A 23,114-nucleotide genomic window follows, 5' to 3' on the forward strand; every position below is an offset into this window, starting at 1 on the left:
ATTTATGAGTGATCAAAATAAAAAGAAAGTAGAAAAGGAGTTTGGGCTGACGACTTTATCGGTCAATAACAGAACAACAGTTTATGTATTGGCTTTATTGATAGTGGTTTTAGGTGTGTTTTCTTATATCAACTTACCAAAAGAAAACTTCCCGGAAATCTCGCAGCCTACGATTTACGTTGGAACACCTCATCCTGGAAATTCTCCAGCGGATATGGAAAAATTGATTACCCGTCCTTTGGAAAAGGAAATCAATACGATTTCCTCTGTGGACAATATAAAATCCACTTCTGTGCAGGATTTTTCTACCATCATCATTGAATTTACAACAGAAACCGATGTGGACGAAGCGCTTCAAGAGGTAAAGGATGCAGTAGACCAAGCCAAGTCTGAACTTCCATCCGATTTGCAGGATGACCCCAATGTATTTGAGCTTAATGTAGCGGAATTCCCTATTATGAATATAAATCTTTCTGGTAATTACAGTGTCGAAACTTTGAATTCGTACGCTGAATACTTAGAGGAAGAAATGGAGAAATTCCCTGAAATGTCTAAAGCAGAAATTAGAGGTGTTGATGACAAGGAAGTTCGCATCATGGTGGATCCTTTAGAAATGGAAGCACGAAAAATCAGTTTTAATGATATTGAAACAGCAGTGCAGCAGGAAAATATGACCATGTCTGGGGGTAATATCAAATTAGGGAAGATTAGAAGAACTGTATCAATATCCGGTGAATATAATGATCCCAAGGATTTGGAAAATTTGATTATTAAAAATGAAAATGCCAATATCGTTTACCTTAAAGATATAGCCACTATTGAATTTGATTACAAGGAGAAACAGAGTTATGCTCGCTTGAATAATGAAGCAGTAGTGATGGTTGATGCTGTAAAAAGAAGTGGTGAAAACCTCTTGATTTTGACAGATAAAATCTATGAAGTGGTGGAGAACGCTAAAGCAGAGGTTTTTCCTGAAGACTTAGTGGTTACGATAACAAATGATCAATCACAGCAAACTAGAGACCAGGTTAGTAGTTTGGAAAACAATATTATCTCTGGTGTTATCTTGGTGGTCTTAGTGCTTTTATTCTTTTTAGGAACTAGAAATGCGCTTTTTGTTGGTATCGCCATTCCAATGTCGATGTTTATGGCGTTCATGATATTGGGAGCTCTGGGTATTACCATTAACATGATTGTACTTTTTTCACTGATTATGGCATTAGGAATGCTGGTGGACAATGGTATTGTGGTCGTGGAAAATGTGTATCGATTAATGGAGGAAGGCTATTCCCCGATCAAAGCCACCAAAATAGGAGTAGGGGAAGTAGCTATGCCAATTATTTCATCCACTGCTACCACGCTAGCTGCCTTTTTACCCTTGGCATTTTGGCCGGGGCTAATCGGTGAATTCATGAAATATTTACCTATTACGTTAATAATCACTTTAGGGTCTTCTTTATTTGTGGCTTTGGTAATCAATCCGGTCTTCATCGCCTCATTTATGCGATTAGACGAAGGAGGAAAGCTCAACTATAAAAGAATTTGGAGAATAGCTGGTATTTCATTTGCCATAGGCGCAATATTTATCCTATTGAAAGTTTATGCCATAGGTAATCTAGCTATTTTATTTGGAGCACTTGGCCTTTTAAACACATACATTCTAACCCCACTTTCGCGAAAATTCCAAAGAGGATTGTTGCCAGCCGTAGAAAGGTTGTATTCTCGGACTTTAGGCTTTGCAGTACAAGGATGGAATCCTTACTTCTTTCTAGGTGGGACTGTTGTAGCTTTAGTGGGTTCAGTGATGTTGCTAGGTGCATTTACTCCGAATGTCTTGTTTTTTCCGGAAAATGAGCCCAAGTATGTGAATGTTTTTGTAGAATTCCCGGTAGGAACAGATGTTGAATATACCAATGAGTTTTCCAAGAAAATAGAGAATGAAGTTAAAGACGTTATTACTCCCTACTCTGATATAGTAGAGTCGGTTGTAGCTAATGTGGGGAGAGGAGCTAGTGATCCTAGTGATCCGACTGCTATGGGCCAATCCGATACGCCCAACAAGGGAAGGATAACCGTCAATTTTGTGGAATTCAAATATAGAGAAGGAGTTTCCACTACAAAAGTTATGAATGAGATTCGAGAAGCGGTTTCTGATAAGTATGCGGGAGTTTCCATCACGGTAGATAAAGATCAAGCAGGTCCACCTACGGGTAAACCATTAAATATTGAAATTAGTGGTGAGGATTATGATAAATTGATTCAAATCACCGAAGATCTGACCGTATTTATCAATAAACAAAGTATTGGCGGAATTGAAGACTTAAAGAATGACTTGGAAGTTGGTAAGCCTGAATTGACAGTAAATATTGATCGGGAAAGTGCAAGGAGATTTGGCTTGAGTACCGCCACCATTGCCACTGAAATCAGGACTGGACTTTTTGGAAAGGAGATTTCTAAATACAAGGAAGGTGAAGATGATTACGAGATTCAATTACGCTATACAGATGAATATCGTTATGATGTTGACGCCTTAATTAATAAAAAGATCACTTACAGAGATCAATCCTCCGGAAAAGTGAATCAAGTGCCAATCAGCGCTGTGGCGGATGTTAGTTATACCAGTACTTATGGTTCAATCAATCGAAAAGAATTGGATAGGGTAGTAACCGTTTATTCCAATATATTGGATGGTTATAATGCCACAAATGTAAATAACCAATTAAAAGCCGCTATGAAAGAATTTGAGGTTCCGGCTGGTTATGAGGTGAAATTCACAGGTGAGCAAGAGGAACAAGCAGAGGAATTGGAATTTTTAAGTATTGCATTATTATTGGCAGTATTTTTAATCTTTTTGATCATTGTTGCTCAATTTAATAGATTAACAGCACCATTTATCATCATGAGTTCTGTGGTTTTCAGTACCATTGGAGTTTTCTTGGGGCTTGTAGTTTTTCAAATGGATTTCGTGATTGTAATGACCATGATTGGAATTATATCTTTAGCAGGTATTGTGGTAAATAATGCCATAGTACTGATAGATTTCATTGAAATTAGTAAATCCAATAAGAAATTAAACCTTGAAGAAGGCGAAAGTTTAACTTATGAGATGGTAAAAGAGGCAGTAATGCTGGCAGGGAAAACACGTTTGAGACCCGTATTGCTAACTGCTATAACGACCATTATAGGTTTAATTCCTTTGGCTATAGGTTTCAATTTCGATTTCATTCAATTATTTACAAGCTACGATCCAGACTTTTACCTTGGTGGAGATTCTGTTATGTTCTGGGAGCCGATTTGTTGGACAATTATATTTGGATTGTCATTTGCAACTTTCTTAACGTTAGTTATTGTACCAGTAATGTATCTTATTGCAAATCAATTAAATGCTAAATTTGGGATAGGTAGATGATGGATGCAGGGTGAAGGATGATGGATGTTAACACTCCATTATCTTTTACCCTTCCAGCCTACATCCAATCTCATTCATCCAACTTAACTCATGTCCAAAATCATACTCATACCGCTGGTAGCAGTAGTTTTCATTTTGATTGACCTATATGTCTTTCAGGCGGTTAAGATTGCTGTTCAAAATTTTGCCCCACTTGGAAAGAACATTGCTTTTGGGATCTATTGGGGATTTACGGCTATTACTTTGGTGGGCTTTTTTCTGTATCACTTCACCAATCCTGACTTGTTTTCAAGAGTTGCTAGACAGTTTATGTTGGTGATTGTATTCATGAATTACATTTCCAAAACGATTGCGTTACTGGTCTTGTTCATTGGAGATATTATCAGATTCGGACAATGGAGTTTTTATAAGATTTCAGATCTAATAAATAATTCTAGCAGTCCTGATGGAGGTGAAAAAATCAGTAGATCAGAATTTTTTGCGAAGTCAGCCTTGGTCGCTGGAAGCTTACCCTTAGCGGCCATGAGTTTCGGTATTATTTCAGGAGCACATGATTATCGAATTCGGAGAAAATCCATTGTGATACCCAATTTACCTAAGGCTTGGCATGGAGTTAAAGTGGCACAGCTTTCCGATATCCACAGTGGTAGTTTTTGGAATAGAATAGCTGTAGAGGGAGGAGTAGATATGCTTTTGGCGGAAAAGCCAGATCTTATCTTCTTTACTGGTGATCTGGTCAATAATGAAGCTAAAGAAGTCGAGAAATATATTCCAATTTTTTCGAAATTGAAAGCTGATCTAGGAGTGTATTCTACTTTAGGGAATCATGATTACGGAGACTATAAGAACTGGAGTAGCGAAAAAGCAAAAGCAAAAAACCTTGCAGACTTAAAAGATGCTCATGGTATTATGGGATGGGATTTACTAACCAATGAAAACAGGATTTTGAAAGTAGATAATGAGCCCTTGTCAGTACTCGGAGTGGAAAACTGGGGAGCTGGAAGATTTGCTAAATATGGTGATATCAGCAAAGCTTATGCGGGCACTGAAGATATACCCACTAAAATATTGCTTTCCCATGACCCAAGTCATTGGGATGCACAAATTAGAAAAGACTATCCTGATATTGATTTAATGCTGGCCGGACATACCCATGGATTTCAATTTGGGATAGAAGTCCCTGGCTTTAAGTGGAGTCCGTCTCAATATGTATACAAACAATGGGCAGGACTTTACCAAGAAGGCAATCAAAATTTATATGTAAATAGGGGATATGGCTATTTAGGCTATCCCGGAAGGATTGGGATACCACCTGAAATTACAATTTTGGAGTTGAGAAGTAGTTAATTGATGTAAATACAAAAAAACCTCAAAGTAGTAATCCAATTCTAATAGTATCCGCTAGCTTCTTTTAACTTTTTGCTGACTTTTTTATTGTAGAAATTGAATGCGTAGAAAAATGCACAACATCCTCAATCATTAAACTCGCTCATGGTTCTATTGACTCCAATGGTAGAAAAGCCTAAAACCATATCACAGGCCTTGTCCATCATGAAGGGTAATTCATCAAACTCCTGCTGACTGAAAGGGCTTAAAACATAATCCACTTGCTGGCCTTTGTGAAAGTTGTCTCCAATGCCGAACTTTAATCGAGCATAATTCTGACCGCCTGTTAAATCCTCAATATTTTTCAGACCATTATGACCAGCTGCTGAACCTTTTGCTCTCAATCTCAGCTTTCCAAAAGGCAAGGCAATATCATCTGTTATGACTAATAAGTTTTCTTTAGGGATTTTTAGTTCCTGCATCCAATAGTTGATGGCTTTGCCTGAGAGATTCATATAAGTTGTCGGCTTAATGAGGTGGATTTGCCTTCCTTTATATTTAAATTCACTTTTCATAGCCAATTTCAGGGTTTCAAACTCCACTTTTTGCTGGTCGGCCAATCTGTCTAAAGTTAAAAAACCGATGTTATGACGAGTGATTTCATATTCAGGGCCAATATTGCCCAAACCTGCTATTAGGTATTTCATGGATGAAGTACATTTTTATTTGAATCCAAAAATAGGTCATTTTTATCGGAGTGCCGAGCAATTATCGATTCAAATTAGATGAATATAATTTGTAATAGGAGCAGGCTAGATTAAAGCATTTCTAGGTAGATCCTCTGTTTCGGTTTCAACTAACAGTATTTGGCATATTTCACCCCTTCAGGGCTAAGTTGAGTTTTGATTTTTAAGGGTGGGCTTCACCCCATATTCAGATATTTCGTCCCTTCGGGACTCTAGGGTTGATCAAGATGAAAATAGGGTCACTAGGGATATTCAGTCCTGAAAGGACGTATTTCTCTAACACGGGGTGAAGCCCTGTGCGAAAGGTAGTAGCCGTTCCCAAAACCCTGAAAGGGCGGCATGACATGATCAGTCCCAGACGTAGCGTTCATCATAATCAACATCATACTTCTTTAAAAACGCTATGTATTCTTCTTGAAATGTTTTCTTCCGATGATGTTCGTGTTGCCCAGCAATATATTCAATCACTGGATTTACTTGAGAACAATTTACAGAAAAGGCGCCATATCCATTTTGCCAATAGAAATCATCAAATTCTTCTCCTTTAGTTTTGATCCATTTAGAAGAGTGAGACTTTATTTCCTGCATGAGTTTAGTCAAAGTGATATTTTTAGATAGTCTGCAAAGTAGGTGAATGTGGTCTGTGTATCCGCCTACTTTAATGACTTGACATCCTAATCTATTGCAAATCCCTCCTATATAGCCATGCAATTCTGGCTCTATACTTTTAGTAATAAGTGGTTGTCTATTTTTGGTACTGAATATTATGTGAAGATAATTTTGTACAAGTGATTGTCCCATGGTTCAAATATTTCGCCCCTTCAGGGCTGGGTTGAGTTTTGGCTTTTTTTAGCATGGGGTTACACCCCATATTAAGATATATAGTCCCTTCGGGACTTTCCTTTGTCCGATTACAATATCGGATCATTTTCAAACTCAAAGTAATTGATTTGATATTTATTTAGCAAATGATGGCGATTGAGTATTATTATTTTTTGAATCTTTTTGATTTTGTCCCATTACCCTATATGGAATATTGGATTTTGAGGCCAAGGACTTTACCCACCTTGATAATAGGTTGTCCCCTGAGCATTATTTTTATTTGTCCTTGAAGCTTGATGAAGAAGATGTGAAGCCCTGAAAGGGTATCATTAACAGATCCCAGAAGAGCTATCATTTCTTCATATATTTCGCCCCTTCAGGGCTAGGTTTAGTTTTGGTCTTTTTGCATGGGGCTTCACCCCACATTCAGATATGTCGTCCCTTCGGGACTCTAGGGTTGATCAAGATGAAAATAGGGTCATTAGTGATATTCAGTCCTGAAAGGACGAATTTCAATAACACGGGGTTCAGCTCTGTGTGAAAGGCAGTAGCCGTTCCCAAAGCCCTGAAAGGGCGGCATTAACAGATTCCAGAAGAATTATCAGTTCTCCATATATTTCGCCCCTTCAGAGCTAAGTTGAGTTTTGGTCTTTTAGCATGGGGCTTCACTCCATATTCAGATATGTCGTCCCTTCGGGACTCTAGGGTTGATCAAGATGAAAATAGGGTCACTAGGGATATTCAGTCCTGAAAGGACGTATTTCTCTAAGACGGGGTGATGCCCTGTATGAAAGGTAGTAGCTGTTCCCAATGCCCTGAAAGGGCGTTATTAACAGATCCCAGAAGAGTTATCATTTCTCCATATATTTCGCCCCTTCAGGGCTAGGTTTAGTTTTGGTCTTTTAGTATGGGGCTTCACCCCATATTCAGATATTTCGTCCCTTTGGGACTTTGGTTCTTTTCATAATAATACCTTGGTTATAGAGCCTCTAAGTCCTGAAAGGACGTATTTCACTAACAAGGGGTAAAGCCCCGTGTTATTAGTAGAAGCCTTTCCCAAAGCCCTGAAGGGGCGGTATAATGTAGGACTTTCCGAGTATTTACTGCCCCAAATAACTAGATAAAATCTTTTGGATAGATGCGTGCTGCGTTAAAGTCATCATATGTGAACCATTCTCAATAATATGATCTGCTTTTACATTTCGGATAGGTATAGTATGGTCTTTAGTCCCATGAATGTGAATTAATTCCTCCTGTACTTTTTCCCTGTCCCAATTTATAATCATAGAGACGCTGCGTTTCATATAAACCGGATCTTTGGCAGACAGCATACTTTTGAAAGTAGCATTATTAGTGTTTCTGTCTGGTTCTATAATGGGCTGTAAAAATTTGGCACCACCTAACATCAGTTTGGGTGGTACTAATTTATAAATGGGAATCAGCCGTTGGAAGCGATATCTTAAGGGAAGTTCTTTTCGGAATTTTGCTGAGGAAATAATAATCGATTGTTCGGGATTTAAGAATTCATTCAATTCTGAGATAATCATACCGCCCAATGAAACTCCAATCAAAACATTTTTTTGAGTAGTATCTATTTGATGGGAAACTACTCTGGCAAATTCCCTCATGGAACAGCCCTTCATGGGAATAGGATACTCGATGTGAACAATTTCGAATTTCTCATCAAATTTTAGACTATCGAATATTCGCTCGTCAGAACCTTGACCAGGAAAAAGATAAATAGTGGTTTTCTGTTGCGAAAAAATAGGACTTGGTGAATTCAGGCTGATTAGTAGGAATAATATGAACAGTCTAATTATCATAGGTTTTAGAAGAGTTGCTCACCAATTGATTAATTTCTTTTAGTTCCGACTCACTGAGGTATCGCCATTTTCCTTTTTCGATATCTAATTTAACGTTCATTATTCTGATGCGCTTTAAACTGGCTACTTTATAGTCAAAATATTCACACATCCGCCTAATTTGCCGGTTTAGCCCCTGAGTCAAAATTATTTTAAACGTCTCTTTGCCCAATTGTTCAACATAGCATTTTTTGGTCACAGTATCCAAAATAGGAACTCCGTTTGCCATTTTCTGAATAAAGTCTCCTTTAATAGGTTTGTTGAGTCGAACGATATATTCTTTCTCGTGATTATTTCTAGCTCTTAATATCTTATTGACTATATCCCCATCATTGGTCAAGAAAATAAGGCCTTCACTATACTTATCTAATCTCCCAATTGGAAATATTCTTTCCGGATAATTGATGTAATCAATAATATTATCTTTCTCTCTTCGCGTATCAGTAGTGCAAACTATTCCTCTGGGTTTGTGGAATGCCAAGTATACGAAGTCTGATTTTGGTTCTGTTACCAATTTGCCTTTCACCCTTACCTCATCACTTGGAGCCACTTTAGTCCCCATTTCAGGTATTTTTCCATTGATGGTTACTGCGCGTTCTTCAATGAGTCGGTCTGCTTCCCGTCTAGAGCAATATCCCGCTTCGCTTAAGTATTTATTGATTCGTTTTAGTGGAGTTTCCAATATGTACGCTTTCTCTTTTCAACTTTAGACCACAAAAATAACCACAAGAAGTTTGAATATGCCAAGACTTTTGAAGTTTATATCTTGTAAAGAAAAATTTTGAGTCATTGAAATGTCTTGTCCTTAACTAGATAAGCTTTTCGAGCACATCCAAAAGTCTATAAAACAACGTTTATGAGAAGATTAAAATATTAGAGCTTCATTAAAATCAAAAGAAATGCAGTGACATTATTAATTCCTGAATTATTATTTCTTAATTAAAATTCCTTAGTTTTGTCATTTGAAAAAGAAAAATGTTGATTAGAAATTTAATATTATTTGTTACAGTTGCCATATTTTTTGTCTCTTGTGTAGGAAATAAACGATTAGTATATCTACAAAAAGATGATTTACACGAGAATCAACCAAAAGATACCGTTTTAAGGGAATATGAACTGACCTATCACGATTATAAAATCCAACCTCAGGATATATTATCAGTACAATTCAAAAGCATTACAGAAGAAGATTTCGATATTTTCAGTGACTTTGGAATGGGCAGTGGAAACCTTGGCGGTGGTGGCGGAGGTTTGATTGGATTAAGAGGGGAGTTAGTAGACCCTGAAGGACAAATCGGATTTCCGATTGTAGGGAAAATTAAAGTGCAAGGCATGACCGTTTTTGAGGTTCAGGATACTTTGCAAAGTATTGCGGAACAATACGTTGAGGATCCAGTAGTGAAAGTTAGATTGTTAAACTATAGATTTACAGTTTTAGGTGAAGTAAACGGTGAAAGTGTGGTGACCACACAAAATACAAGGGTGACTTTTATGGAAGCGATAGGCATGGCGGGAGGGCTTACAGAATTAGCCAGCCGTGATAATGTAAAAGTTATACGGCAAAAAGGTGATAAGGCGGAAGTTTTTTATATCAATTTGCTAGATGAAGAGTTTTTAGAGTCAGAAAAATTTTATGTCTATCAAAATGATATTATAATAGTTCCACCATTGCAACAAAGACCTATTAGACGTTACTACAGTCAAAATCTAAGTTTATTGCTTTCATCAGTTTCTGCTGTATTATTTATTGGAAGTTTTTTTGGTTTAAGCGCTACAAGATAAAAGATATTGGATAATCAATTTAACCCATATAGTTCTGATTTTGCCGATCCCAGTATGGGAACCTCTTCCAATGATGGCAATCAATTAATTGACTTTAAACGCGTATTGTATAAGGTTATTAAGTTTTGGTACATCATAGTGATTACCTCCTTATTATCCTTAGCTGCAGCTTATATTATCAACCGGTATACGACCAGGATTTATCCTGTCAGCGCTTCTATCATGATTAAAGAAAATCAGGAAGAAGTGGGCGCTAAATTTTTATACAATAATGCCATTTCTGATCCATACAGGAATTTTTACAATGAAATGTATGTAATCAAATCATTTCCACTAATCCGTTCTGCTATTGAAGAACTGAACTTTCAGGTAGCATATTACCGCGAAGGGGAAATAAAAAGTTCAGAATATTACAACCCTGATTTTCCAGTCAAAATTGAGGCAGAAACCGGAACCGAGTATCCTTATGGCAAGTCAGCGGGGATTACTTTTATCAATCAAAAGCAGTTTAAGCTTTCTAATCTTGTTTTCACTGGAGATGGGGAAACTCAAAAAGGAGAAAATATTTATCAATTTGGTGAGTTAGTGCCCATTAATGGCCATAAAGTGATATTGCGAAATGAAGGAGTAATTGCGGATGGAGATTTAAATAAATACTATGTGTTAAGATTTAATGATCCTGAAAGTATTACTGGTCAATACCAGTCTAAACTAATTGCAAAGTGGGCAGAGCAAGGCTCCTCGGTTTTGAACTTGAGTTTAAATGGACCTGAGCCAAGAAAAGAAATTGATTTTCTAAATACTTTTATTGAAAAATATCAAAAGCTGGATATTGATCGGAAAAACCAGACAGCCAACCAGACTATTCAATTTATTGATGAGCAGTTAAACGAGATCTCAGATACACTAGAATTCTATGAGCAAAAGCTGATGGAGTTTAAAAAACAAAATGTGGTGACCAATATGGATGGTGAAGCAGTCCGTATTTATGAGAATTTAAGAGAGATAGAACAAGCTGCAGTGCAATACACTGTTCAGGAGCAGTACTACAATTACCTTAGAAAATTTCTGCAGGAGTCTGACAATAGAATGGATCAAGTGGTAACGCCACAAAGTGTCGGCATTGAAGATCAAGTCATTGCTGAAATGCTAAGCAGACTATTGCAATTGGATATCGAAATTAAACGCTTTCAACAAAAGGACAAGGCTGTAAATCCTGTATTAGAAGACAAAAAGCAACAAATTAGGGCCTTGAAGACGAATATCTTGAGTAGTATAAAAACGCTGGAGGAAACTAGAGCGATTATGCAAAAGTCGGTAAGGCGCCAACAGAAGACCCTGGAAGACCAATTAAGGCTTTTACCCAATTTGCAGCAAGACTTTATTAATATTAAAAGAGACTATTCCTTTAGAGAAGGTTTATATACATTTTTAATGCAAAAAAGAGCGGAAGCGGCTATATCCCAAGCTTCTACGACTAGTGATATAAGAATGGTAAATCCACCAAAATTGGCAGGTGGACCAATCACACCTAAAACCACCCAGAATTACATGATTTTCTTAATAGTGGGATTAGTCATTCCTATTGGTTTTTTCATAGTATTGGAACTCTTTAATAATAAAATTCAATCAAAAGAGGACATTGAGCGAGCAACTGGCATACAAGTGATAGGGGGGATTGGCCACAAAAAACTGGAAGATAACCTTGTGGTCTACCGAAAGCCAAGGTCGGCCGTATCTGAGTCTTTTCGAGCACTGCGTTCTAATCTGAATTTTTATACGGAGGGAAAAGAAAAAAAGATCTTTTTGGTAACTTCTTCTATTTCTGGTGAGGGTAAAACGTTTACTACGATTAATCTTGCTACCGTTTTAGCCCTTTCGGGACGACCGACACTACTGATAGGAGCTGATATGAGAAGGCCGAAAATCTATGATGATTTCAATCTTCATAATGAATTTGGTTTAAGTAATTTGCTATCTGGTCAGGCAGAGTTGAAGGAGGTAGTGCAAAAAACAGAGATTGAAAATCTAGATCTTTTGAGTGGTGGTCCTATTCCACCGAATCCGAGTGAGCTATTGATGAAACCAGTGATGAAAGAAAACCTTGACAAAGCTTTTCACAGCTACGACTTTATCATTATCGATTCTCCTCCTATAGCCTTAGTAACAGATGCTTTCGTACTTTCTAAATTTGCGGATCATACCATCTTTATGGTAAGGCAAGATTATACGCCTAAAGAAGCAGTGGTGGCAGCTAATGAATTGTATAGTAAGGGAAAAATCAAAAATATTAGCATCCTATTCAATGATATAAAGAAAGCTGGACCTGGTTATGGTTATGGCTACGGCTATGGTTACGGCTATGGTTATGGTTATGGCTACGGCAAGCGTAATGATGGTCATGGTTATTATCATGAAAGTTAATTAATTAAGAATTAAATTTTTTTGCTTGGCTTGTGGGGAGAGTGTATAAAGATACAAATCATTTACGGCCTGTCACCTGTATTTATTTTGTTGACCTCAAAACGCCTTGCTTCTAAATTAATATTAGCTTTCAAAATTAGAAAAAAAGGGAGTTAGTTCTTTTCTTCTACTATTTACCATCACTATTGCAAATAAGAAATTAATCCCATAAATTTATAATTGAGTAGTTATTCTACTCGTTATGTGTTCACTTAAACTTTATCTTATCAAAGAAAAGTTCAATTTTGTTAAGTTTGAGTTTAATATCGATCGTATTCTACGAAACCCAATCTGTGAGCACTATCCCCTTGAGGGGATTATAGGGGTGTTGGTCTGATTGATAGTTTAATATATGCTAATACTGAAATAGTTATTTAGTAAGCCCCAACTGGGACTGAAAGGGCGAAGCTGTGGCCCCCTAAATCCCCCAAAGGGGGACTTTGCAGGCTGCGTTTTACATTAACAAGTCGACATCAATAGTCAAATCGACCAGTTAAAAGCAGAAAATTAACAGTAAGTATTGGAGAAGGTTTTTAATTTTGAAGTCCGATCGATCAAAAATAAATAAGTTTGATTTATCTACGAACAAACTTCGATCTTCAAACATCCATATTCAAGCGTTACAACAATAGAGATAGATTCCATCTGTTCGTTAGGAATTAGCTTCCGTTATTAAAATAAATGCTCGAAACACTAGTCACCTCTAAAACCCGGATTAAACTCCTGCTCAAGTTCTTCTTGAATGCGCAGACCAAAAGCTATTTGCGTTCATTAGAAGGAGAGTTTGGAGAAAGCACCAATGCTATACGTTTAGAGCTCAACAAATTTGAGGAAGCGGGGATGTTGAAGGCAGATGTTGAAGGCAATAAAAAATTATATCAGGCTAATACACAGCATCCCTTATTTGAAGACATACATAGTATTATCAGAAAATATATTGGCATTGACCGAGTTATAGAGCAGATCATCGGCAATGTTGGTCAGTTGGACAAAGTCTATTTGATCGGAGAGTACGCTAAGGGGGTTGATAGTGGTATTATTGATTTCCTTTTGGTAGGGAGGCAGTTTAATCATGGTTATATTGCTAATATGACCAGCATAGCGGAGAAGAAAATAGATCGAAAAATTCGTTTTTTGTTCATGAGCCCTAATGAGTTTATTGGTCAGGTACCCACTGCTGAAGCTGGATTGCTTCTTTGGGAAAGTTAATAATTACGAATTTCGGAATTACGAATAAAGTTTTTACTAATAATTAATAATTAAAGATTTAATAATCTTAGTCATACTGAACAAAATCAATTAAAATCGTTCGTTGCACTGAACAATTTGATAGTAGTTCTTCAATTTAGAAAAAGAAATTAGGGAATCTAATCATTTCCTTAGCGTAAACTTTGTGCCACCCGAGTTTCAGTACGGGACAGGTTCCGTGCTTTTTCGTGTGTTTATTTACAGCCTTAGGCTGTCTATTGTTCTCTTTTGTCCCTTTTGTGGTAAAATTAAAACAGCTTTAGCTGTTAATAAAAAATATAAATTTGAAAAAGATACTTGTTACAGGAGCCGCTGGCTTTATTGGCTTCCATTTAACCAAAGCCCTTCTTGAACGAGGCGATACCGTTATCGGCTACGACAACATCAACGATTACTATGATGTGAACCTCAAATACGGCCGCCTCAACGAACTCGGCATAAAAAGAGAACTCGTTCAAGACCATCAATTAGTCTTCAGCGAGGAATACCCGAATTTCCGATTTGTGAAAGCCGACCTTTGCGACCGAGAATACCTCTACCAATTATTTGAAGAAGAACAATTTGACCATGTAATTAACCTGGCAGCACAAGCAGGGGTTCGCTATTCAGTAGAAAACCCACAAGCTTATATCGATGCCAACGTACAAGGCTTTTTGAATATTTTGGAAGCTTGCAGACATTACCCAGTAAAACATTTAGTTTATGCCTCTTCCAGCTCCGTTTACGGAAGCAATACGCAAATGCCTTTTTCAGTGCACCACCATACCGACCACCCCTTATCACTTTATGCTGCCACCAAAAAGAGCAATGAAATGATGGCTCATACTTACAGCCATTTATTTAATATAGCCACTACAGGCATACGCTTTTTTACAGTTTACGGCAGCTGGGGTAGACCTGATATGGCGCTTTTCCTCTTTGCCGAAGCCATCCGAAAAGGAGAAAAAATTAAGGTTTTCAACCATGGAGAAATGGAAAGGGATTTTACCTATGTGGGTGATATTGTAAATGGTGTTATGGCCGCTTTGGATCATCCAGCCCAATCAAATCCAAGTTTTGATAATCTACAACCCGATGCGGGCAGTTCTCATGCTCCTTATAGACTTTATAATATTGGAAATAACCAACCGGTAAAGCTAATGGACTATATTGAAGCTTTAGAAAAAGCTATGGGGAAAACTGCTGAAAAAGAATTTTTACCTATGCAAGCTGGTGACGTGCAAAAAACTTACGCAGATGTACAAGACTTGATTGATGATTTTGATTACAAGCCCAATACACCTTTGGAAAAGGGCATAGGTGAGTTTGTGGAGTGGTTTGAGGGATATTATAGTAGTAAATGATGAATAGCCATAAGATTATAGAATTTCCAAAAATTGAAGATCCTAGAGGTAATTTAACATTTGTTCAATATCCTGATCAAATACCTTTTGAAATAAAGCGCGTATTTTGGACGTATGATGTACCAGGAGGGGAGCAACGCGGTGGACATGCGTATCATGAACAAGATGAAATTATTGTTTCATTGAGCGGTAGTTTTGATGTTGTGATTTCATTACCTAATGGAAAACAAATTAAACAAACTTTAAACCGGTCATATTATGGTATTTACATTCCAGCTAAAACCTGGCGCCACATGGAGAACTTTTCAACAAATTCATTAAGCTTGCATATGTCAAGCAAAGAATATGATGAATCTGATTATATTCGTGATTTCGAAGAATATAAATTAATTCATGCATGAAAAGCTCAACGATTAAAGATTGCCGAGTTATATCTCTTCCAAAAAATCACACCAAAAAAGGTAATATTACGGCTATAAATAATTCGAAAGAAATCCCTTTTGGTATCAAAAGAATCTATTATTTATATGATGTTCCCGGAGGGGAAGAACGTGGTGGCCATGCACATAAAGAATTGCAACAACTGATAATATCTGCTAGCGGCAGCTTCGAATTAAAAATTGATGATGGTGAAGAGATAAAGTCTTTTCATTTAAACAGACCGTATGAAGCTGTCTTGATGCCTCCAGGACTTTGGAGAGAACTAATCAATTTCTCAAGTGGGTCAGTTTGTTTGGTTTTGGCTTCACATGAATATTCAGAAACTGACTATATTAGAGATTATAATGAATTTGTAAAATATAAATCTAAATGATTCACCCACTTTCAGATGTAAAAAGCAAGCATATAGGTAAAAACACTAAGATTTGGCAGTATAGTATAATATTGGAAGGTGCCACAATAGGTGAAGATTGCAATATCAATTGTTATACTTTGATTGAATCCTTGGTAAAAATAGGAAACAGGGTAACCATAAAGCCTGGCGTATTTATATGGGATGGTATGACTATAGAAGATGACGTGATGATAGGGCCTAATGCCACATTTACAAATGATAAGTTTCCAAAATCGAAAAATACAAATTACCAAATGCAACATCTAATTATAAAGAGGAATGCATCTATTGGGGCAAATGCCACCATTTTAGGTGGATTGGTAATAGGGGCTCATTCTTTAATAGCAGCTGGTGCTTTAGTTACTAAGGATGTTCCTGAGAGAGCATTAATGAAAGGAAGTCCAGCTAAATGTGTCGGTTGTATGAATCTTGATGGAACTCCAATGGTGAAAAGTGCAAATCATTTTTTGGATAATAAAGGTCAAAAATGGGAAATTAATAACGGGCAAATAAGTAAAATATGAATATACCGTTTTTAAATCTTGCTCCAATGCATGAGGCTTTAAGAGATGAAATGCAAAGTGCTTTTACTCGGATTTATGATCGTAACTGGTTTTTAATGGGTGAGGAAATAAAGCAGTTTGAAAAAGAATATGCTTCTTTTAATAATGTAGAGCATGCTATAGGAGTAAGCAATGGTTTAGATGCACTTTTCCTATCGCTTAAAGCTTTAAATCTACAGCCTCATGATGAAGTAATTTTACCTTCTAACACATACATTGCAACTGCTTTAGCTGTTAGCTATTTGGGTGCAAAACCTGTTTTTGCTGAACCTGATATTAACAGTTATAATATAAATGCTAAGGGAATAAGGTCTGTTATTACCAATAGAACAAAGGCCATTATGCCTGTGCATCTTTATGGGCAGGCATGTGAGATGGAAGCAATTATGGAATTAGCCAAAGAAAAAGATCTTTATGTAATAGAAGACAATGCCCAAGCACATGGAGCTAGTTTTAAAGGTAAATTAACAGGTTCTTGGGGGCATGCAAATGGAACCAGTTTCTATCCGGGTAAAAACTTAGGAGCATTAGGTGACGCGGGGGCAGTTACCACAAATGATGCATCTCTGGCAGATAAAATAAGCTCATTACGAAATTATGGAAGTAAAGTAAAATACCATCATCAGTTCATAGGCCATAATATGCGAATGGATGAATTACAGGCAGCTTTCTTATCTATTAAACTCAAACAATTAAATAACTGGACAAAACAGAGGCAGCAAATTGCAAAATGGTATTCAGAAAAGCTTAAAGGAATAGGAGATTTAATTTTACCAAAAACTATAGAAGAAGCTACACATGTATATCATTTGTATGTAATTAGAACCAATAAACGAGAAGCATTACAAAAGCATTTGAATGATGCAGGTATAGGAACTTTAATCCATTATCCTGTTCCTCCGCATTTGCAAGAATGTTACCAATTTCTTGGCTACAAAAAAGGAGATTTTCCTATTGCAGAAAACTTAGCTGATACATGTTTAAGTTTGCCTCTGTGGCCTGGACTTCGGGATTCTGAGATTGACTATATTACGAAGAAAGTAAAAACATTTTTTAATGACTGATTCGTTAAAAAAAACTCTTTCATTCTTTTTACCTAGTGACCTTTTATTATTTCTTAAGAAACTGAGATTTAGGCTACTTCTTACAAAAATTAGGAACAAACAAAAGAAAAGAATTGAGAGGTTAAAAGATAAAGAACAAATAAAAGTAATTTTTATCTTGATTCATAAAGCGGTGTGGAAGTATGATAGACTATATAAACTCTTAGAAAATGATAGTAGATTCCTTCCTCAAATCGTGGTTTGTCCGTATACACAATTGGAATTTAATTATATGATTTCTGAGATGGATGATATTTACAATCATTTCAAAAATAAAGGCTATAACGTTGTGAACTCATACCATGATGAAGTAGCGAAATGGATTGATATTAAGAAAGAGGTTAAACCGGACATAATCTTTTTTACTAATCCACATAATTTAACTAAAGCCGAATATTATATTCATAATTTCCGAGATTATATTACTTGTTATGTCCCCTATGCCTTTGTAGTGATCGGTCTTACTCGCATGCACTATGGTCAAAGATTTCATTCCCTACTTTGGAAGTACTTTTTGGAAACGGATGAACATTTGAGCATTTACAAATCATTTCAAGATTTTGATTACGGCAATGCAAAAGTTACGGGATATCCTGCTTTAGATAGCTTTTTCGATAAAGAGTATGTGCCCAAAGCAGTGTGGAAAAAAAATAGTTCAGTAGAGTACCCTGCGAAAAAGATTATTTGGGCTCCCCATCATTCAATTGCCGACAAGGAAGGAAGCCTTATGTATTCTACATTTTTGGACTATTATGATTATTTTCAAAAATTTGCCGAGCAAAACAGACATATTCAGATTGCCTTCAAACCACATCCCATTTTAAAAAATGCATTATACCAAAGGTCAGATTGGGGTAAAGAAAGGACGGATGAGTATTATAATTATTGGGCAATAAATCCTAACACTCAATTAGAAGAGTCTGATTACGTAGATTTATTTATTGAATCAAATGCATTAATACATGATTCAGCTTCGTTCATGGCTGAATATATGTGTACTGGACACCCTGTGCTATTTTTAAAACGCAGTGATGATATAAGAGACCGAATAAATAGCTTTGGGCAAAAATTGTATGATTTACATTATCATTCTTCCTCAGAATCAGAGATAACTGAATTTATCCAAGACGTGATACTTAAAGGGAATGATAATAGAAAAAGTGAAAGAGATCTTTTTGTTGAAAAGACCCTTAAGCCTTCAAATGGGAAACTGGCAACAATTAATATTTACGAAGAATTAGAAAAGCAATTTAAGGGAGTAGTATGAAAAAATTGAAAGGTACAAAGGCTGAAACATTAATTGAACTTTTAAATGAAGGGTTTCCTGTGCCTGCAGTATATTTTTTTACTGTCAAATCTTGGAAAACAGAGCAAGATGTAATCCTAAATGAAATAAAAGAGAAATTTGAAGGGGTTACTTTATTAGCAGTAAGAAGTAGTGCCATGGCTGAAGATTCAGTCTCAGATTCTATGGCTGGAGCTTTTCATAGCGAATTAAATGTTGATATTTCTTCATCCGAATCTTTGATCAAGAATATCACTGAGGTTATTTATTCCTTTGATGAAAATATTGATAATCAAGTGCTTGTGCAACCAATGGTTGAGGGAGTTGTAATGAGTGGTGTTGTAATGACCAAATCCTTGAAAGATGGTTCGCCTTACTATGTTATCAATTATGATGATGTAACCGGTAAGACTGACACAGTTACAAGCGGTAATAGCATTAATAAAACTGTATATCTTTACAATGGTGTTAAAGAATCTGATTTTGATTCTAATCAATTGCTGGAAGTTTTAAGATTGGTTAGGTCGCTAGAGGATTATTTTGACAATATCCCACTAGATATAGAATTTGCAGTAGATGGAGATAACCATGTTCACTTGCTTCAGGTGAGACAAATAACTACTAGTGGTAAATGGAATCATTCTGCTAATCAACTGGTATCAGAAAGAATTAGTTTTTTAAGGGAGTATATAGATTCGTTAATGAGGCCAAGAAGTGGTTTATTTGGTTTCAAAACATTATTTGGTATAATGCCTGACTGGAATCCAGCAGAAATGATTGGTGTAATTCCACATCCCATGGCACTTTCTCTTTACAGAACATTGATAACGAATGATGTATGGAGAATTGCAAGGACTAAAATGGGGTACCGAGATCTACCCCCAATAGAACTAATGGTTTCCTTATACGGTAGAGCATATATTGATGTAAGAAACAGTTTGAATTCTTTTTTACCAGCTAAACTAGAAGGAGAAATTGCGAAGAAGTTGACTGATGCGTATTTAGTGCGACTAGAAAATGATCCTCATTTACACGATAAGATAGAGTTTGAAGTGGTTTTTACAGCCTATGATTTTACTTTTTCTGAGACTTTTGAAAATCGTTATCCGAAGTTGCTTTCGGAAAAAGAATTTACTCATTATCAAGATAGCTTGAAGGAATTAACTGTTGATGCAATCCGACCATCTGCTAATAATTCATTGGATATAGCATTAAACGATATTGAATATTTAAAATCGCTTCAACTTTTTGAACATCAAATGTTTAATGAGCCACTTGAAGTCGTAGATCGAATAAATACATTGGTAGAAGAATGTAAAACTTACGGTACCATCCCTTTTTCAATTACAGCAAGACATGGTTTTATAACAGAGGTGTTATTGAGATCTGCTATAAAAAAGGGAGTTATTACCAAAGAGCGCGTCAGTGAATTTCGAAAAAGCATAAGGACCATCGCAGGAGAAATGAGCAGTGATTTTTATAAAGTTTGTAAAAGTCAATTGCCTAAAACAGAGTTTTTACAGAAATATGGACATTTACGTCCTAGTTCTTATGATATTTTATCACCAAGTTATAGAGATCGATCTAATTTATTTGAAGGTAATCCTGAAAAACCGGTAGCTGATCATCACTTTGAACTTTCTCCGGAAGAAAAATTAGGATTCGAAAATTTATTGACGGAACATAAATTTAAGGATATTTCCGTTGATGCCCTCTTTCAATATTTTGCTAAGGCGGTGGCGGGAAGAGAATATGCGAAATTTATATTTACTCGACATTTATCAGAAATTTTGGAATTAATTAAGAAATGGGGCAAGCTAATTGGTTTCGATTTAGACGATTTGAGTATGCTTACATTACATGACATTCAAGAGTCATCATTTTCCCCATTAAATAGTGAGAAAAAATCCTTTTTTCGACAAAAAGTGATTAAAGCACGTGAGAATTATGCTGTAGCAACTTCCTTTAAATTAAACTACTTAATTCGGAGTTCAAGAGACGTTAATGTGGTTCCAATGCAAAGAAATCAGGCAAATTTTGTTGGAAATAAAGTAGTGGATGGGGGAATCATTTTCTTAAATCCTTACGATGAACAAATCCCCAATCTTAAGAATAAAATAATATGTATAGAGGGAGCTGATCCAGGTTATGACTGGATTTTTTCAAGAGAGATTTCCGGACTGATTACAAAATATGGCGGGGTTAATTCACATATGGCGATAAGGTGTGCAGAACTTGGAATACCTGCTGCTATAGGTTGTGGAGAGCAACCCTTTGAAAGGATCATAAAAGCTGGAGCTTGTATTCTTGATACAGAAAAGGAAAAATTGGTTCCCTTTGCTGCCAAATAAAAGAATAATGAAAGAGATAGTAATAGGAATCAGTATGCGAATGACTAATGCCGCTGGATATGATGAATTACGGGATACTATCGCATGTGATTGGGGGCTCTACCTGCAAAATAACTTTCCAGAAGCGAAATGGCTGTATTTACCCAATTTGGAAAAGGATATTATTCCTTATATGCAAAAATGGAGGGTTAACAGGATTATTCTCACAGGTGGTGATGATTATGGAGTTTTTAGCAAAAGAGATGAAACTGAATATAACGTATTTCAATATGCCAGGCAAAATAAATTACCTGTATTAGGGATATGTCGAGGAATGCAATTAGTAAATAAATGGCTAGGTGGTGAAATCTCTCAATTGAGCAAGAGTGAATCAAAAGAGCATGTGGCCACTTCTCATAAAGTGATTTTTAGAGATCATGAAAAAATGGTTAATTCCTATCATAATAATGTTATTTATAAACCAGATTTAGCAAAAGCACTTAACATACTTTGTGAAGCTCCTAATGGCCAAGGGATAGAAGGGGTTACAGGAGATAATATTTTAGGCCTGATGTGGCATCCTGAGAGAAATTTAACGGCACCAGATTGGGAAACAAAATTGATCAGTAACTTTTTATTAAACGAACATGAGTAAAACAAGAGTAATAATATTGGCAGCTGGAAGAGGTTCTAGAATGGGGCAAGCTACTTCGGATAAACCAAAATGCTTAACTGTATTAAATAATAGAACATTATTATCATGGCAACTCGATGCTATCAGAACGGCAGGGCTTTCTGAAATCAATATAGTAAAAGGTTATAAGCCGGAAATGATTACTGGGGATTTTAATGAATTCAATAATAATAGATGGAGTGAAACTAATATGGTATATTCCTTATTTTGTGCTCCTGATTTTGATGGTGATACCATTATATCATATTCAGATATTGTTTACCATTCCGATCATATTGAAAAACTTAAAGAGGCTTCAGGTGATCTTGTGATTACCGCTGATAAGGACTGGCTGGATTTATGGAGTTTAAGATTTGAAAAACCACTTGATGACGCTGAAACTTTTAAAACTAAAAATGGCGAGCTAATTGAAATCGGTAAGAAAACTGAGAGCTTTGATGATATTGAAGCCCAATTCATGGGCTTAATAAAGTTGAGTAAAAAAGGGTGGCATCTGCTAAAGGATATCTTTCATGAATTGCCTCAAGATAAAAGTGATTCACTGGATATGACTTCTATGTTAAATTTAGTACTGAAAACAAATCAATCAGTAGAAACTGTTTTTATTCAGGGTAAGTGGTGTGAAGCCGATTCCATGGAGGATCTGATGGCTTACGAAACGGAGTTAAAAAAGAACCCAAATTGGAAACATGATTGGCGATAAATATAAATACCTTGACAAGGGTTCACCCTCTGATAAAATCAATTATTCATATTCCCAGTATAAGGGAAAAGCCTTTTTGGATGAATGGGCAATAAGTAGAAAAGAGTTCCTGACCGAAGGTCAAATAAATACAGAAAATGATGAGCCTCGGAAGAAAGAGATTTTTAATAAGGAATTTACTCCCACTAATGATTTATTGGATTTTTTGCTTGAAGAAGAAGTGAATTTTAAATCATATTTAAATAAGATCAATTTGTGGGTGAAGAGATTTGAAGTAACCAAGAAGATATATTCAGATTATAATGAATTGATGAGGCCTTCCAATAGAAATAATTTCATGGACTTTTCATTGTATGCTAAATTTGGTCAACTGATGGCTCAACTTTTCATTGAACTAAATAGATATCAGTATTTGAATGCACTATTAAAGATAAATGATATAATCATTTCAAATAAAGAGAGGTTGAATCAAAATGAAATGAAATTATGTAAATTATCTGTAAGTGCTGAGTATGAAATTGTTAGGGATGAATTAACCAAGCGTTCATTAGATTGAAATTTTGTTGTTATGTGGCTATACAAACTGAGCTATTAACACCA

Annotated in this window: 19 protein-coding genes; 15 read left to right on the forward strand and 4 right to left on the reverse strand. The window is 36.1% G+C overall.

Going from position 1 to position 23,114, the window contains the following annotated elements; translation table 11 throughout:
* The first annotated feature begins 4 nt into the window (after positions 1-4).
* Positions 5-3,409, forward strand: coding sequence for an efflux RND transporter permease subunit (locus AAC601_RS09495; RefSeq protein WP_303269032.1), 3,405 nt, complete (start codon positions 5-7; stop codon positions 3,407-3,409).
* Positions 3,410-3,499: 90 nt separating this feature from the next.
* On the forward strand, positions 3,500-4,756 hold the full coding sequence (locus tag AAC601_RS09500) for a metallophosphoesterase (protein WP_340153080.1): 1,257 nt from the start codon (positions 3,500-3,502) through the stop codon (positions 4,754-4,756).
* A gap of 125 nt (positions 4,757-4,881) precedes the next feature.
* Here the strand turns inward: AAC601_RS09500 and pth are convergent, their stop codons facing one another.
* The 4 genes from pth to rluF form a co-directional block, all read right to left on the reverse strand.
* Complete coding sequence (pth, locus tag AAC601_RS09505) at positions 4,882-5,442, reverse strand: aminoacyl-tRNA hydrolase (RefSeq protein ID WP_340153081.1); 561 nt, start codon at positions 5,440-5,442, stop codon at positions 4,882-4,884.
* A gap of 387 nt (positions 5,443-5,829) precedes the next feature.
* Positions 5,830-6,282, reverse strand: a complete 453-nt coding sequence (gene tnpA / locus AAC601_RS09510; protein ID WP_340153082.1) for an IS200/IS605 family transposase — start codon at positions 6,280-6,282, stop codon at positions 5,830-5,832.
* Between the two features lie 1,121 nt (positions 6,283-7,403).
* Positions 7,404-8,126 (reverse strand): alpha/beta hydrolase, encoded by a 723-nt coding sequence (locus AAC601_RS09515; RefSeq protein WP_340153083.1) that lies wholly within the window; start codon positions 8,124-8,126, stop codon positions 7,404-7,406.
* Positions 8,116-8,847, reverse strand: a complete 732-nt coding sequence (gene rluF / locus AAC601_RS09520; protein WP_340153084.1) for a 23S rRNA pseudouridine(2604) synthase RluF — start codon at positions 8,845-8,847, stop codon at positions 8,116-8,118. Before rluF ends, AAC601_RS09515 begins: the two co-directional genes overlap by 11 nt.
* A gap of 293 nt (positions 8,848-9,140) precedes the next feature.
* On the opposite strand from rluF, the gene AAC601_RS09525 reads away from it, so the two are divergent.
* The 13 genes from AAC601_RS09525 to AAC601_RS09585 all read left to right on the forward strand — a co-directional run bounded on the left by AAC601_RS09525 (position 9,141) and on the right by AAC601_RS09585 (position 23,070).
* Complete coding sequence (locus AAC601_RS09525; RefSeq protein ID WP_340153085.1) at positions 9,141-9,947, forward strand: polysaccharide biosynthesis/export family protein; 807 nt, start codon at positions 9,141-9,143, stop codon at positions 9,945-9,947.
* 6 nt (positions 9,948-9,953) lie between these two features.
* Positions 9,954-12,371, forward strand: coding sequence for a polysaccharide biosynthesis tyrosine autokinase (locus tag AAC601_RS09530; protein ID WP_340153086.1), 2,418 nt, complete (start codon positions 9,954-9,956; stop codon positions 12,369-12,371).
* A gap of 720 nt (positions 12,372-13,091) precedes the next feature.
* On the forward strand, positions 13,092-13,619 hold the full coding sequence (locus AAC601_RS09535; protein ID WP_340153087.1) for an ArsR family transcriptional regulator: 528 nt from the start codon (positions 13,092-13,094) through the stop codon (positions 13,617-13,619).
* A 323-nt stretch (positions 13,620-13,942) separates the two neighbouring features.
* Entirely contained in the window at positions 13,943-15,001 is a 1,059-nt protein-coding gene (locus AAC601_RS09540; protein ID WP_340153088.1) for an NAD-dependent epimerase, read from the forward strand.
* On the forward strand, positions 14,998-15,402 hold the full coding sequence (locus tag AAC601_RS09545; RefSeq protein WP_340153089.1) for an FdtA/QdtA family cupin domain-containing protein: 405 nt from the start codon (positions 14,998-15,000) through the stop codon (positions 15,400-15,402). The genes AAC601_RS09540 and AAC601_RS09545 overlap by 4 nt, the downstream gene beginning before the upstream one ends.
* Entirely contained in the window at positions 15,399-15,815 is a 417-nt protein-coding gene (locus AAC601_RS09550; protein ID WP_340153090.1) for an FdtA/QdtA family cupin domain-containing protein, read from the forward strand. Before AAC601_RS09545 ends, AAC601_RS09550 begins: the two co-directional genes overlap by 4 nt.
* Entirely contained in the window at positions 15,812-16,360 is a 549-nt protein-coding gene (locus AAC601_RS09555) for an acyltransferase (RefSeq protein ID WP_340153091.1), read from the forward strand. Before AAC601_RS09550 ends, AAC601_RS09555 begins: the two co-directional genes overlap by 4 nt.
* Entirely contained in the window at positions 16,357-17,463 is a 1,107-nt protein-coding gene (locus AAC601_RS09560; RefSeq protein WP_340153092.1) for a DegT/DnrJ/EryC1/StrS family aminotransferase, read from the forward strand. The genes AAC601_RS09555 and AAC601_RS09560 overlap by 4 nt, the downstream gene beginning before the upstream one ends.
* 157 nt (positions 17,464-17,620) lie before the next feature.
* Positions 17,621-18,769 carry a CDP-glycerol glycerophosphotransferase family protein gene (locus AAC601_RS09565; protein WP_340153093.1) on the forward strand — a complete coding sequence of 383 codons (1,149 nt, stop codon included), beginning with the start codon at positions 17,621-17,623 and terminating at the stop codon, positions 18,767-18,769.
* Complete coding sequence (locus AAC601_RS09570; protein ID WP_340153094.1) at positions 18,766-21,138, forward strand: PEP/pyruvate-binding domain-containing protein; 2,373 nt, start codon at positions 18,766-18,768, stop codon at positions 21,136-21,138. The genes AAC601_RS09565 and AAC601_RS09570 overlap by 4 nt, the downstream gene beginning before the upstream one ends.
* A gap of 7 nt (positions 21,139-21,145) precedes the next feature.
* Positions 21,146-21,772: a gamma-glutamyl-gamma-aminobutyrate hydrolase family protein gene (locus AAC601_RS09575; RefSeq protein ID WP_340153095.1), complete on the forward strand. Its 627-nt coding sequence runs from the start codon at positions 21,146-21,148 to the stop codon at positions 21,770-21,772.
* Complete coding sequence (locus tag AAC601_RS09580; protein WP_340153096.1) at positions 21,765-22,514, forward strand: phosphocholine cytidylyltransferase family protein; 750 nt, start codon at positions 21,765-21,767, stop codon at positions 22,512-22,514. Before AAC601_RS09575 ends, AAC601_RS09580 begins: the two co-directional genes overlap by 8 nt.
* Positions 22,501-23,070 (forward strand): hypothetical protein, encoded by a 570-nt coding sequence (locus AAC601_RS09585; protein ID WP_340153097.1) that lies wholly within the window; start codon positions 22,501-22,503, stop codon positions 23,068-23,070. Before AAC601_RS09580 ends, AAC601_RS09585 begins: the two co-directional genes overlap by 14 nt.
* Positions 23,071-23,114 lie beyond the last annotated feature (44 nt).

Source organism: uncultured Marivirga sp. (genome assembly GCF_963974845.1).
GTDB classification, from domain to species: domain Bacteria; phylum Bacteroidota; class Bacteroidia; order Cytophagales; family Cyclobacteriaceae; genus Marivirga; species Marivirga harenae.